The organism is Streptomyces sp. NPDC127106 (genome assembly GCF_042677605.1).
Classification (GTDB): Bacteria; Actinomycetota; Actinomycetes; order Streptomycetales; family Streptomycetaceae; genus Streptomyces.
In genome coordinates, this window is record NZ_JBHXTC010000054.1 from 1 (window position 1) to 12827 (window position 12827).

The window sequence follows — 12827 nt, forward strand, 5'->3', positions numbered from 1 at the left end:
GTACGAGGAGGCGGTCTCGCTCGCCGCCGCCGCCGTCGCCACGTACCCCTGCGGCGACCCCCGCGAACCGGGCACCCCCGCGCCTCAAACGCCGGCGGGGCTGGATGTTCCGGCCCGCCGGCGGGGCGGAGTCCCCGGTTTCGAGAAGGGCGGGGCGGGGACGAAAGCCGCCCGCAGGGCCGGGAAGGCGGGCGGGACCGATACCCTGGGGTACGACCACACCGCCCCCGACCCGAGGAACCGCGACCACCGTGTTCGATACGCTTTCCGACCGCCTCAGCGCGACCTTCAAGTCCCTCAGGGGCAAGGGCCGCCTCTCCGAGCAGGACATCGACGCCGCGGCGCGGGAAATCCGTATCGCCCTCCTCGAGGCGGACGTCGCCCTCCCGGTCGTCCGGTCGTTCATCAAGAACGTCAAGGAAAGGGCGCTGGGGACCGAGGTCTCCAAGGCCCTGAACCCCGGCCAGCAGGTCCTCAAGATCGTCAACGACGAGCTGGTCTCGATCCTCGGCGGCGAGACCCGCCGCCTGCGGTTCGCCAAGACCGCCCCGACCGTGATCATGCTCGCGGGTCTCCAGGGTGCCGGTAAGACCACCCTCGCCGGAAAGCTCGGCCTCTGGCTCAAGGGCCAGGGGCACACCCCGCTGCTCGTCGCCTGCGACCTCCAGCGCCCCAACGCCGTCAACCAGCTGAGCATCGTCGCCGAGCGCGCCGGTGTCGGCTTCTACGGCCCGCAGCCCGGCAACGGCGTCGGCGACCCGATCCAGGTCGCGAAGGACTCCATCGAGTACGCGCGCACCAAGCAGCACGACATCGTCATCGTCGACACCGCCGGCCGCCTCGGCATCGACACCGAGATGATGCAGCAGGCCGCGGACATCAGGGACGCGGTCAGCCCCGACGAGATCCTCTTCGTCGTCGACGCGATGATCGGTCAGGACGCGGTCAACACCGCCGAGGCCTTCCGCGACGGCGTCGGCTTCGACGGCGTCGTGCTCTCCAAGCTCGACGGCGACGCCCGTGGTGGTGCCGCGCTCTCCATCGCGCACGTCACCGGCAAGCAGATCATGTTCGCCTCGAACGGCGAGAAGCTCGACGACTTCGACGCGTTCCACCCCGACCGCATGGCGGGCCGGATCCTCGACATGGGTGACATGCTCACCCTCATCGAGCAGGCCGAGAAGACCTTCTCGCAGGCCGAGGCCGAGCAGATGGCGGCCAAGCTCGCCAAGGGGCCGAAGGAGTTCACGCTCGACGACTTCCTGGCCCAGATGGAGCAGGTCCGCAAGATGGGCTCCATCTCCAAGCTCCTCGGCATGCTCCCGGGCATGGGCCAGATCAAGGACCAGATCAACAACATCGACGAGCGCGACGTCGACCGCACCGCAGCGATCATCAAGTCGATGACGCCGGGCGAGCGCCAGGACCCGACGATCATCAACGGCTCGCGCCGCGCCCGTATCGCCAAGGGCTCCGGTGTCGAGGTCAGCGCGGTCAAGAACCTCGTGGAGCGGTTCTTCGACGCCCGCAAGATGATGTCCCGCATGGCCCAGGGCGGCGGCATGCCCGGTATGCCGGGCATCCCGGGCATGGGCGGCGGGCCCGGCCGGCAGAAGAAGCAGCCCAAGCAGGCCAAGGGCAAGCGCAAGAGCGGCAACCCGATGAAGCGCAAGCAGGAGGAGCTGGAGGCGGCCACCCGCCGCGAGCAGGCCGCGCAGGGCGGTCCGGCCGGCGCCGGCAGCCCGTTCGGCCTGCCGGCCGGCGGCCAGGCGGGCCAGGAGTTCGACCTGCCGGACGAGTTCAAGAAGTTCATGAAGTAGGCGCGCAGCCCTACGCACGGGCCCCGGCCGCGGGATGCGGCCGGGGCCCGTGTGCGTCCGGGCGCGCCGCCGCGGACGTCCGGAAGCCGTGCTCCGGAATATCCCTTATGGTCGGCCGGGGGGACGGCGTAAGGAGGCCACGGTGCCCAGCCCCACCCCCGCACCGCCCCGCGACCGGGCCGACACCCCCTGGCGGTCCGAGGGCGCGCCGCCCGGCCCGCAGCCGAAGAAGCGCATGCCCGGAGGCTGGCGCGGGCTCGTCCTGGCGGCGCTGGTCGTCTTCCTGGCGACCAACCTGGTGCTGTCGTTCTTCAACGAGGGCGACGAGCCGACGATCTCGTACACCGAGTTCAGCAAGCAGGTCGCGGCCGGGAACGTCTCGAAGATCTACTCCAAGGGCGACGCCATCCAGGGCGAGCTGAAGGCGAAGCAGCCGCTGCCGGAGGACGGCGGCGAGGACAAGGGCGACTACACGAAGTTCGTCACCCAGCGGCCCGCCTTCGCCGAGGACGACCTGTGGGCCAATCTCACCAAGCAGAACGTGAACGTGACGGCCTCCCCGGTCGTCGTGGCGCGCAGCTTCCTGGCCAACCTGCTGCTCTCGCTCGCCCCGATGCTGCTGCTGATCCTGCTGTGGGTGTTCATCGCGCGCCGGATGGGCTCGGCGATGGGCGGCGGTCTCGGCGGGCTGGGCCGCAAGGCGCCGCCCCGGCCCGTGGAGCTGGAGGCGGGCGCGAAGCGGACCACCTTCGAGGACGTGGCGGGCATCGACGAGGTCGCGGGCGAGCTGAACGACGTCGTCGACTTCCTGAAGGACCCGCAGCGCTACCGCAGGATGGGCGCCCGGATGCCCGGCGGCGTCCTCCTCTCGGGCCTGCCCGGCACGGGCAAGACCCTGCTGGCCCGGGCGGTCGCCGGCGAGGCGGGCGTGCCGTTCTTCTCCGCGTCGGCGTCCGAGTTCATCGAGATGATCGTCGGCGTCGGCGCCTCCCGGGTCCGGGAGCTGTTCGCCGAGGCGCGCAAGGTCGCGCCCGCGATCATCTTCATCGACGAGATCGACACCATCGGCCGGGCGCGGGGCGCCGGCGGCGGCATCGGCGGGCACGACGAGCGCGAGCAGACCCTCAACCAGATCCTGACCGAGATGGACGGCTTCTCCGGCTCCGAGGGCGTGGTCGTGATCGCCGCGACCAACCGGGCCGACGTCCTCGACCCGGCTCTCACCCGCCCCGGCCGCTTCGACCGCACGGTGACGGTCTCCCCGCCCGACAAGAGCGGCCGCGCGGCCATCCTGCGCATCCACACCCGCGACATCCCGCTCGCCCCGGACGTGGACCTGGAGCACGTGGCCGCCACGACACCCGGCATGACCGGCGCCGAGCTCTCCAACCTCGCCAACGAGGCCGCCCTGCTGGCGGTCAAGCGGGGGCGTGACGCGGTCACGAGGGCCGACCTGTCCGAGGCCCTGGAGAAGGTGCAGCTGGGCGCGGAGCGGCCGCTCGTCATGCCGGAGGAGGAGCGCCGTCGCACCGCGTACCACGAGAGCGGGCACGCCCTGCTCGGCATGCTCCAGCCCGGCGCCGACCCGGTCCGCAAGGTCACGATCGTGCCGCGCGGCCGGGCGCTCGGCGTGACCCTGTCCACACCGGAGGCGGACCGCTACGCCTACACCGAGGAGTACCTGCGCGGCCGGATCATCGGCGCCCTGGGCGGCATGGCGGCCGAGCACACCGTGTACGACGTGATCACCACGGGCTCCGAGAACGACCTGGAACAGGTCACCGGCCTCGTCCGCGGCATGGTCGGCCGGTGGGGCATGAGCGAGCGCATCGGCCGGCTCACCGCGATCCCGCCGGACCCGCAGAGCCCGTACGGCCTGGTGGCGGCCCCGTCCACGCTCGACGCGGTGGACCACGAGATGCGGCGGATCGTCGACGAGTGCTACATGGAGGCCTGTCGCCTGCTGCGCGAACACCGGCCGAAACTCGACGCCCTCGCCGAGGCGCTGCTGGCGAACGAGACGCTGGACGAAGCCGCCGCGTACGCCGCGGCCGGCATCCCGCGCGTGGCGAAGTGACGGGGCCGCCCTGACGGCAGGGGCCGGCCGCCCCGCCGTCAGGGCACGCGGGTGATCACGTACCGGAAGATGTTCGGCAACCAGACGGAGCCGTCGGCCCGCTCGTACGGGTGAAGCGCCTCGGCCAGCTCCTTCTCGACCTGCGCCGGATCGCACGAGCGGTCGTACAGCCCGGTCGACAGCAGGCCGCGCACCGCGCTGTCCGGGTCGGCGTACCCGAAGGGGCAGAACACCCGGCCCGCCCCGTCGGGCACCAGCCCGGCCGCAGCCGCCAGCGCGTCCAGGTCCTGCGGGACCGGCCCGCAGCCGTGCACCGCCGGCACGGTGCAGCGCTCCGCCGGGCCCCAGCCGGCCAGGACCACCGCTCCGCCCCGCCGGACGGCCGGCAGGGCCGCGGCCAGGGCCGCCGGCGGGGTCGAGAAGCCGAGCAGCACGTCGTACGGTCGGACGCCGGCGGGCGGGGCCGGCACCACCTCCAGCAGGCGTTCGCGCGCGAGCGCCCGCCGGGCCGGGTCCGCCTCCACGCCCGTGGTGGCGGCGCCCCGCGCCTCGGCCAGCAGCAGGGCCAGCCCGGCTCCGCAGTCCAGGCCGAGCAGCCGGTCGCCCGGTCCGATCTCCAGCCGGTCGAAGACCGCCTCGTACAGCGGTACGAGCATCCGCTCCTGGATCTCCGCCCAGTCCCGGGCGGCGAGTGTCGGCGTCGGCGTCGATGTCATCGAAAGAGCGCTCCTGATTCCTTGTCGCCCCCTTGCCCCCGTTGCCAGAGAACTCCCCATTCGCCCCCGCGTCCAGAGGAGCGCGCCACCCGATTCACGGATCGAGCGCCCGGCGCCGTACCATTCGCGCCATGGCAAAGGCTCCCGTTCTCACCCCCCAGGCGGAGGACTTCCCCCGCTGGTACCAGGATCTGATCAACAAGGCCGAACTGGCCGACAACGGCCCAGTGCGCGGCACGATGGTCATCCGACCGTACGGCTACGGGCTGTGGGAGCGGATGCAGCAGGAGATGGACGCCCGCATCAAGGAGTCGGGCGCCCAGAACGCGTACTTCCCGATGTTCATCCCGCAGGCCTACCTGACCAAGGAGGCCGAGCACGTCGAGGGCTTCGCCCCCGAGCTCGCGGTCGTCACCCACGGTGGCGGCAAGGAGCTGGAGGAGCCGGTCGTCGTCCGCCCCACATCCGAGACGATCATCAACGACTACTTCTCGAAGTGGGTGCAGAGCTACCGCGACCTGCCCCTGCTGATCAACCAGTGGGCCAACGTGGTCCGCTGGGAGATGCGTCCCCGCGTCTTCCTCCGGACGAGTGAGTTCCTCTGGCAGGAGGGCCACACCGCCCACGCCACGTACGAGGACGCCCGCGACTACGCCGCGTACATCCACCGGAACGTGTACGGCGACTTCATGACCAACGTGCTCGGCATCGACGTCGTGCTCGGCCGCAAGACCCCCAAGGAGCGCTTCGCCGGCGCCATCAACACCCTCACCCTCGAGGGCATGATGGGCGACGGCAAGGCCCTGCAGATGGGCACCAGCCACGAGCTCGGCCAGAACTTCGCCAAGGCGTTCAACACCTCCTACCTGTCCAAGGAGGGCAAGCAGGAGCTGGTCTGGCAGACCTCCTGGGGCGTCTCCACCCGCATGGTCGGCGGTCTGATCATGTCCCACGGCGATGACAACGGCCTGCGGGTCCCGCCGCGCCTGGCCCACGTCCAGGTCGTCGTCATGGCGATCAAGGGCGACGAGGCCGTGGCCAAGGTGCGCGAGCTGGGCGACCGCCTGAAGGCCGTCGGCCTGCGGGTGCACGTCGACGACCGCGTCGACGTCCCGTTCGGTCGCCGCGCCGTGGACTGGGAGCTCAAGGGCGTCCCGGTGCGCATCGAGATCGGCCCCCGCGACCTGGAGGCCGGCACGGCGATGCTGGCCCGCCGGATCCCGGGCGGCAAGGAGCCGGTGCAGATCGACGCCCTGGCGGACCTGCTGCCCAAGGTGCTGGAGGAGGACCAGGCGCAGCTGCTGCGCGAGTCCCGGGAGCGCCGGGAGTCCCGTACGACCGACGTGGCGACCCTCGAGGAGGCCGCCGAGGCCGCGGTCGCCGGCGGCTGGGCGCGGATCCCGTGGGCCGACCTGGGCCCGGAGGGCGAGGCCAAGCTGGGCGAGCAGGCCGTGACCGTGCGCTGCCTGATCGCCGAGGACGGGTCGGTTCCGGAGTCGGACGACGCCCCCGGTACGCTCGCCATCGTCGCGCGGTCTTACTGATCGACGGCCGGTGATCGACGCCGGTCGAAGCTTCACGCGCCCCGGCGCGCGGCACGAGCCGCGCGCCGGGGCTGACGTTTACCGGTCGACGTTACGTACCGACTCCTCCTGGGATCGGCGCACCCGTCCTCGTCCGGACGCATCAGGCTGAACTGACTGGTACGTGCAAAAAATTTGGAATGGCCCGGAATCGGAACACCGAGGCCCCTCAGCTCGTTGTCACGACGTGAGCACGACACCACCTGTTCTCGCCGCAGAGCTGGCGCAGGCGTGGGCCGACATTCAGCGGTACCACCCCGAGCTGCCCGATCTTGCCGCCCCCGAGTCCCTGATCGGAGAGTCCTCGTCCGCCTGCGGCGCCGAGCTCTCCTTCGAACGACTGCTGCACGAGGCAGTCCACGGCATCGCCGCCGCCCGCGGAGTGCGCGACACCTCCCGGGCCGGCCGCTACCACAACCGCAGATTCCTCGCGATCGCCGAGGAGATGGGGCTGGACCACTCCGACGAGCCGCACCCGAGCAGCGGCTTCTCGCTGGTCACGCTCAACGCGGAGGCGAAGAAGCGCTACCGCCCCACCATGGAGCGGCTGCAGCGCGCGCTGAAGGCGCACACGGTCGCGACGGCCGCGGACACCAAGCGGAGCTTCCGCGGGCCGGCCGCGCGGCACGGCTCCTCGGGCGGTGGCGTACGCGTCAAAGCGGTCTGCGACTGCGGGCGCAACGTGCGGGTGGTCCCCTCCGTGCTGGCCCAGGCCCCGATCGTGTGCGGCGGCTGCATGAAGCCGTTCCGCATCCCCGAGGTCGCCGTCGTCGCCGCCGCGTCCTGAGCCGGCGGCGCGTGGCGCCGCGGGACGGTGTGCCACTGACCACCGGCCCCGGGGAGGAGGCGCCGTCGGCATGTGGCACAATGACAAGCTGTACTCGACAGTCGCATAGGACCCCTCTCTCCTCCGGCTGACGCGTCCATCGGGCACCCGAGTACCGCAACCCCACGTGGCATCTCAAAGTGCCCAACCACGTCAAGTTCAGGAGACACCACTCCAGTGGCAGTCAAGATCAAGCTCAAGCGCCTCGGCAAGATTCGCTCCCCGCACTACCGCATCGTCGTTGCCGACGCCCGCACCCGCCGGGACGGCCGCGCGATCGAGGAGATCGGCATCTACCAGCCGACCTACAACCCGTCGCGCATCGAGGTCAACGGCGAGCGCGCGCAGTACTGGCTGTCCGTCGGCGCCCAGCCGACCGACGCCGTCCTCGCGATCCTGAAGCTGACCGGCGACTGGCAGAAGCACAAGGGCCTGCCGGCCCCCGCGCCGCTGCTGCAGCCGGCCACCAAGGAAGACAAGCGCCGCTCCTTCGACGAGTTCGCCAAGGCCCTCGAGGGCATCGGCGAGACCAAGGGCGAGGCCATCACGCAGAAGAAGAAGGCCGACAAGAAGGCGGACGAGGCTGAGGCCGCCGCCGAGTCGACCGAGGCCTGAGCATGCTCGAGGAGGCTCTTGAGCACCTCGTAAAGGGCATTGTGGACAACCCCGACGACGTGCAGGTCGCCTCGCGCAACCTGCGGCGCGGGCAGGTGCTCGAGGTCCGGGTCCACCCGGACGACCTCGGCAAGGTGATCGGCCGCAACGGCCGCACCGCACGTGCCCTGCGCACCGTCGTGGGCGCCATCGGCGGCCGCGGCATCCGCGTCGACCTCGTCGACGTGGACCACGTCCGCTGAGCAGTTGAATCACCGGCACGGGCCGGGGAGGGCATGCGTGCCCACCCCGGCCCGTCGTCGTCTGGACAGGAGAGACAGACAGTGCAGCTGGTAGTCGCGCGGATCGGCCGCGCCCACGGGATCAAGGGTGAGGTCACCGTCGAGGTGCGGACCGACGAGCCGGAGCTGCGGCTCGCCCCCGGTGCCGTACTGCTGACGGAGCCGGCCTCCACGGGTCCGCTCACCATCGAGACGGGCCGGGTGCACAGCGGGCGCCTCCTGCTGCGCTTCGAGGGCGTCAAGGACCGCAACGGCGCCGAGGCGCTGCGCAACACGCTGCTGATCGCCGAGGTCGACCCGACGGAGCTCCCCGAGGAGCCCGACGAGTACTACGACCACCAGCTGATGGACCTGGACGTCGTCCTGGAGGACGGCACCGAGGTCGGCCGGATCACCGAGATCAGCCACCTGCCCTCGCAGGACCTCTTCATCGTCGAGCGGCCGGACGGCTCCGAGGTGATGATCCCCTTCGTCGAGGAGATCGTCGCCGAGATCGACCTGGAGGAGCAGCGCTGCGTCATCACCCCGCCGCCCGGGCTGATCGACGACCGCGCCGAGATCGTCTCCTCGCGCGACAACGGGGAAGAGGCCTGATGCGGCTCGACGTCGTCACGATCTTCCCCGAGTACCTGGAGCCGCTGAACGTCTCCCTCGTCGGCAAGGCGCGGGCCCGCGGGCAGCTCGACGTCCACGTCCACGACCTGCGCGACTGGACCTACGACCGGCACAACACCGTCGACGACACCCCGTACGGCGGCGGTCCCGGCATGGTGATGAAGACCGGGCCGTGGGGCGAGGCCCTCGACGCGGCCCTGGCCGACGGGTACGAGGCCGGTGCTCACGGGCCCGTCCTGGTCGTCCCCACCCCCAGCGGCCGCCCGTTCACCCAGGAGCTCGCCGTCGAGCTCTCCGAGCGGCCCTGGCTGATCTTCACCCCCGCCCGCTACGAGGGCATCGACCGCCGCGTCATGGACGAGTACGCCACGCGCGTGCCGGTCTACGAGGTGTCCATCGGCGACTACGTCCTGGCGGGCGGCGAGGCCGCGGTACTCGTGATCACGGAGGCCGTGGCCCGGCTGCTGCCCGGCGTCCTCGGCAACGCCGAGTCGCACCGCGACGACTCCTTCGCGCCCGGCGAGATGGAGAACCTGCTGGAGGGGCCCGTCTACACCAAGCCGCCCGAGTGGCGCGGCCGCGGCATCCCGGAGGTGCTCCTCAGCGGCCACCACGGGAAGATCGCCCGCTGGCGCCGCGACGAGGCGCTGCGCCGGACCGCGCAGAACCGCCCGGACCTGATCGAGCGCTGCGAGGCGTCCGCGTACGACAAGAAGGACCGGGAACTGCTCAGCACCATGGGCTGGCAGCCGACCGCCGACGGCCGATTTTGGCGCAGGAACCCGGCCGTGGAAGAATAGGCGGCTGCTGTGTGCTCGCGTGCGCCCCTGCCACAGGGGGACAGTCGTACGACGGGTGGCACGGCTCCGGAACTCTCTACGAAGACCCGCACCGGCGACCTGTGGCGTCGTGCGAAGAAAGCAGACGAAGAACATGTCTCACCTGCTCGACGGCATCAACGCCGCCACGCTGCGCTCGGACGTCCCGGACTTCCGCCCGGGTGACACCGTCAACGTCCACGTCCGCGTCATCGAGGGCAACCGCTCCCGCATCCAGCAGTTCAAGGGTGTCGTCATCCGCCGCCAGGGCGCCGGCGTCTCCGAGACCTTCACCGTTCGCAAGGTCTCCTTCAGCGTCGGTGTCGAGCGCACCTTCCCGGTGAACTCCCCGATCTTCGAGAAGATCGAGGTCGTCACCCGCGGTGACGTTCGCCGCGCCAAGCTGTACTACCTCCGTGAGCTCCGCGGCAAGGCCGCGAAGATCAAGGAGAAGCGCGACCGCTGATCTCCACTCCGGATCCCGGGGGAGGGCGGATAGGCTCCCCCCAATGGACACCGAAGCAGAGCTCACACCACGCGGCCACTCCGCCCCCGGTACGGGGGAGGGGCGGCCGCGTTCTGCTTTCGGCCGGGATTCCGCCCGGAGCCTCGCCCGGCGGGGCCTGCGGGCGCTGCCGACCTGGCGCGGAGCCGCGGTCCTCGGTGTGCTGTGCACGGCCTTCCTGCTGCTGCTCAGCAATTTCGTGGTGCAGCCCTTCCTCATCCCGAGCAAGTCGATGGAGCCGACCCTCCGGGTCGGGGACCGGGTCCTGGTCAACAAGCTGGCGTACCGTTTCGGCGATCAGCCGCAGCGCGGGGACGTGGTCGTGTTCGACGGCACGGGCTCCTTCGTGCGGGAGCCGGCCGCGCAGAACCCCCTCGCCGGGCTGGTGAGCGGGGCGGCTTCCGCCCTCGGGATCGGGGAGCCGTCCGAGACGGACTTCGTCAAGAGGGTCGTCGGGGTCGGCGGTGACGACGTGGTGTGCTGCGACGCCGGCGGACGGATCAAGGTCAACGGGGTGCCGATGGACGAGCCGTACGTGTACCCGGGCGATGCTCCATCGAAGGTCCCGTTCCGGATCGTGGTGCCGCTGGGAACCCTGTGGGTCATGGGCGACCACCGCTCCCAGTCCCGGGACTCGCGGGACCATCTGGGCGAGCCCGGCGGGGGGATGGTGCCGGTGGAGAAGGTGATCGGGCGGGCCGACTGGATCGGCTGGCCGGTCTCGCGCTTGGGTGTGACGGGTCCGCGCGGCGGCGGCACGGCGGGGGGCGGTCATGGGTAGCCGCGGGCGGTCGCGTGGCGAGCGGGCCCGCACGGAGCGGGGGCGCTCGGAGCGGGCGCGGACCGACCGGCCGCGGACCGACCGGCCGCGCACCGACCGGGCCCGCCCGGACTGGATCAGCGACGAGCCGCCGCGCACCGACCAGGGCCGCCGGGACTGGATCAGCGACGAACCGCCGCGCACCGACCAGGTCCGTCCCGACTGGATCAGCACCGACCGGCCGCGCCCCGACCGGCCGCGCGGCGAGTCCGTGCGCGGCTCGGCGCCCCGCGGTGGGGCGGCGCGCGGCCGAGACGACCGCGTCGAGCAGCGGCGGGCCGAGCGGCCGCGTCGCGGACGCGCTCCGCAGCCCGAACCGGAGACCCGCAGGAAGCCCCGCGGGCCGGCCGGCGCGCCGGAGGGCGGCGGCCGGGCCGAGCGGCGCCGGCTGGCCCGCCGGATCCGCAGGCGCAGGCGCACGCGCCGGGCGGGCGAGGTGCCGCTGCTGGTGGTCGCGGCGCTGTGCATCGCGCTCCTCCTGAAGACCTTCCTGGTGCAGGCGTTCTTCATTCCGTCCGGGTCCATGGAGCAGACCATCCGGATCGGCGACCGGGTGCTCGTCGACAAACTGACCCCGTGGTTCGGATCCCCGATCGAGCGGGGCGACGTCGTCGTGTTCAAGGACCCCGGGGGCTGGCTCAAGGGCGAGGCCGCCCGCCCGCCCCGCGACCCCGTGGGCGTCAAGCAGATCAAGCAGACCCTGACGTTCATCGGCCTGCTGCCCTCGGCCGACGAACAGGACCTGATCAAGCGGGTCATCGCCATCGGCGGCGACACCGTCATGTGCTGCGACGCCAAGGGCCGCGTCACGGTCAACGGGACGCCGCTCGACGAGCCGTACGTGAACCCCGGGAACGCCCCCTCCGAGATCCGCTTCGAGGTGCAGGTACCGCCCGGCCGGCTCTTCGTCATGGGCGACCACCGGGCGAATTCAGCCGATTCCCGGTTCCACCTCGACGAGCCGTTCCAGGGCACCATCGACGAAAAGGGCGTCGTCGGGGAAGCCGTGGTCATCGCTTGGCCGTTCGACCACTGGCGCAAGCTGGAGCAGCCCGCGACGTTCAGCACCGTGCCCGATCAGCAACGCAGCGGACGACGCGGTCGCCGGGGGCGCCGCGCAGGCCCACCCGTCGCATAGTGTGTCCTCGGTCTCCCGCGCCCTAGGGAACTCCCGCTCGTTAAGGGAGGGGAGGGCCCGTGCCGTATCCGGCGCGGGCGGCGATTCCGAGTGAGGAGTGGATGTGGGGGACGTGGCGGTAGGCGCGCGGTCCGGACGCGATGAGGGCGAGGAGCGGCCGGACGGCATCCAGCGCGATGCCGAGCGCGAGGCCCGCGAGGCCGAAGAGGCCGAGGACGGTGCCGAGGAGCACCCGCAGCGCTCGTTCTGGAAGGAGCTCCCGCTCCTCATCGGCATCGCCCTGCTGCTCGCCCTGCTGATCAAGACCTTCCTGGTGCAGGCGTTCTCGATCCCGTCCGACTCGATGCAGAACACCCTGCAGCGCGGCGACCGGGTGCTCGTGGACAAGCTGACCCCGTGGTTCGGCTCGGAGCCCGAGCGTGGCGAGGTCGTGGTCTTCCACGACCCGGCGAGCTGGCTGGCCGGGGAGCCCACCCCGGAGCCCAACTTCCTGCAGACCATCCTCAGCAAGATCGGCCTGATGCCGTCCGCGGACGAGAAGGACCTGATCAAGCGCGTGATCGCCATCGGCGGGGACACGGTCGAGTGCAAGAAGGGGGGACCGGTCGTCGTCAACGGCAAGCCGCTGGACGAGCCGTACGTCTTCCCCGGGAACACCCCGTGCGATGACGCCCCCTTCGGCCCGCTGACCGTGCCCAAGGGCAAGATCTGGGTGATGGGCGACCACCGTCAGAACTCCCAGGACTCCCGCTACCACATGCAGGACTCCACCCAGGGCTTCGTGCCGGTCGACAAAGTCGTCGGGCGGGCCGTGGTCATCGCGTGGCCGGTCACCCGCTGGGCGACCCTGCCGGTTCCGGACACGTTCGACCAGCCCGGCATCGGTGACCAGGCCGCGGCCAAGGCGATCGGCGCCGGCCCGGCCGCGCTGGGGCTCGTCGGAGCCGTCCCGGTCGTGATCTGGCGCCGGCGGAGGCTGACCAGCGCGACTACCGGCAGGTAGGGTGCCGCCC

Annotated in this window: 13 protein-coding genes; 12 read left to right on the forward strand and 1 reads right to left on the reverse strand. The window is 71.5% G+C overall.

Going from position 1 to position 12827, the window contains the following annotated elements; all coding sequences use genetic code 11:
- Positions 1-251 precede the first annotated feature (251 nt).
- A complete protein-coding gene (gene ffh, locus ACFVGY_RS30780; protein ID WP_385683467.1) occupies positions 252-1820 on the forward strand; it encodes a signal recognition particle protein in 1569 nt (522 codons plus the stop codon).
- A 142-nt stretch (positions 1821-1962) separates the two neighbouring features.
- Complete coding sequence (gene ftsH, locus ACFVGY_RS30785; protein WP_385683470.1) at positions 1963-3897, forward strand: ATP-dependent zinc metalloprotease FtsH; 1935 nt, start codon at positions 1963-1965, stop codon at positions 3895-3897.
- A 38-nt stretch (positions 3898-3935) separates the two neighbouring features.
- Here the strand turns inward: ftsH and ACFVGY_RS30790 are convergent, their stop codons facing one another.
- Positions 3936-4613, reverse strand: coding sequence for a methyltransferase type 11 (locus ACFVGY_RS30790; protein ID WP_385683473.1), 678 nt, complete (start codon positions 4611-4613; stop codon positions 3936-3938).
- Between the two features lie 131 nt (positions 4614-4744).
- On the opposite strand from ACFVGY_RS30790, the gene proS reads away from it, so the two are divergent.
- The 10 genes from proS (at position 4745) to lepB (ACFVGY_RS30840) (ending at position 12817) form a co-directional block, all read left to right on the forward strand.
- Positions 4745-6157, forward strand: a complete 1413-nt coding sequence (proS, locus tag ACFVGY_RS30795) for a proline--tRNA ligase (RefSeq protein WP_385683476.1) — start codon at positions 4745-4747, stop codon at positions 6155-6157.
- A 226-nt stretch (positions 6158-6383) separates the two neighbouring features.
- Entirely contained in the window at positions 6384-6983 is a 600-nt protein-coding gene (locus ACFVGY_RS30800; RefSeq protein WP_385683479.1) for a hypothetical protein, read from the forward strand.
- 216 nt (positions 6984-7199) lie between these two features.
- Positions 7200-7637 (forward strand): 30S ribosomal protein S16, encoded by a 438-nt coding sequence (gene rpsP / locus ACFVGY_RS30805; protein WP_385683482.1) that lies wholly within the window; start codon positions 7200-7202, stop codon positions 7635-7637.
- A gap of 2 nt (positions 7638-7639) precedes the next feature.
- Positions 7640-7879: an RNA-binding protein gene (locus ACFVGY_RS30810; protein WP_031107040.1), complete on the forward strand. Its 240-nt coding sequence runs from the start codon at positions 7640-7642 to the stop codon at positions 7877-7879.
- 81 nt (positions 7880-7960) lie between these two features.
- On the forward strand, positions 7961-8512 hold the full coding sequence (rimM, locus tag ACFVGY_RS30815; RefSeq protein WP_385683486.1) for a ribosome maturation factor RimM: 552 nt from the start codon (positions 7961-7963) through the stop codon (positions 8510-8512).
- A complete protein-coding gene (trmD, locus tag ACFVGY_RS30820) occupies positions 8512-9333 on the forward strand; it encodes a tRNA (guanosine(37)-N1)-methyltransferase TrmD (protein ID WP_385683488.1) in 822 nt (273 codons plus the stop codon). The genes rimM and trmD overlap by 1 nt, the downstream gene beginning before the upstream one ends.
- Positions 9334-9466: 133 nt before the next feature.
- Positions 9467-9817, forward strand: a complete 351-nt coding sequence (rplS, locus tag ACFVGY_RS30825; RefSeq protein WP_179176229.1) for a 50S ribosomal protein L19 — start codon at positions 9467-9469, stop codon at positions 9815-9817.
- Positions 9818-9860: 43 nt separating this feature from the next.
- On the forward strand, positions 9861-10637 hold the full coding sequence (lepB, locus tag ACFVGY_RS30830; RefSeq protein WP_385683491.1) for a signal peptidase I: 777 nt from the start codon (positions 9861-9863) through the stop codon (positions 10635-10637).
- On the forward strand, positions 10630-11814 hold the full coding sequence (gene lepB / locus ACFVGY_RS30835) for a signal peptidase I (RefSeq protein ID WP_385683494.1): 1185 nt from the start codon (positions 10630-10632) through the stop codon (positions 11812-11814). Before lepB (ACFVGY_RS30830) ends, lepB (ACFVGY_RS30835) begins: the two co-directional genes overlap by 8 nt.
- A 112-nt stretch (positions 11815-11926) precedes the next feature.
- A complete protein-coding gene (gene lepB / locus ACFVGY_RS30840) occupies positions 11927-12817 on the forward strand; it encodes a signal peptidase I (RefSeq protein ID WP_385683497.1) in 891 nt (296 codons plus the stop codon).
- Positions 12818-12827: the final 10 nt, after the last annotated feature.

Excerpts from the sequence above, each read along its gene's own strand:
- lepB (WP_385683491.1), top strand. The coding sequence starts at position 9,861 with ATGGACACCGAAGCAGAGCTCACACCACGCGGCCACTCCGCCCCCGGT.
- ACFVGY_RS30790 (WP_385683473.1), bottom strand. The coding sequence starts at position 4,613 with ATGACATCGACGCCGACGCCGACACTCGCCGCCCGGGACTGGGCGGAG.
- ACFVGY_RS30810 (WP_031107040.1), top strand. The coding sequence starts at position 7,640 with ATGCTCGAGGAGGCTCTTGAGCACCTCGTAAAGGGCATTGTGGACAAC.
- rplS (WP_179176229.1), top strand. The coding sequence starts at position 9,467 with ATGTCTCACCTGCTCGACGGCATCAACGCCGCCACGCTGCGCTCGGAC.
- lepB (WP_385683494.1), top strand. The coding sequence starts at position 10,630 with ATGGGTAGCCGCGGGCGGTCGCGTGGCGAGCGGGCCCGCACGGAGCGG.
- proS (WP_385683476.1), top strand. The coding sequence starts at position 4,745 with ATGGCAAAGGCTCCCGTTCTCACCCCCCAGGCGGAGGACTTCCCCCGC.
- trmD (WP_385683488.1), top strand. The coding sequence starts at position 8,512 with ATGCGGCTCGACGTCGTCACGATCTTCCCCGAGTACCTGGAGCCGCTG.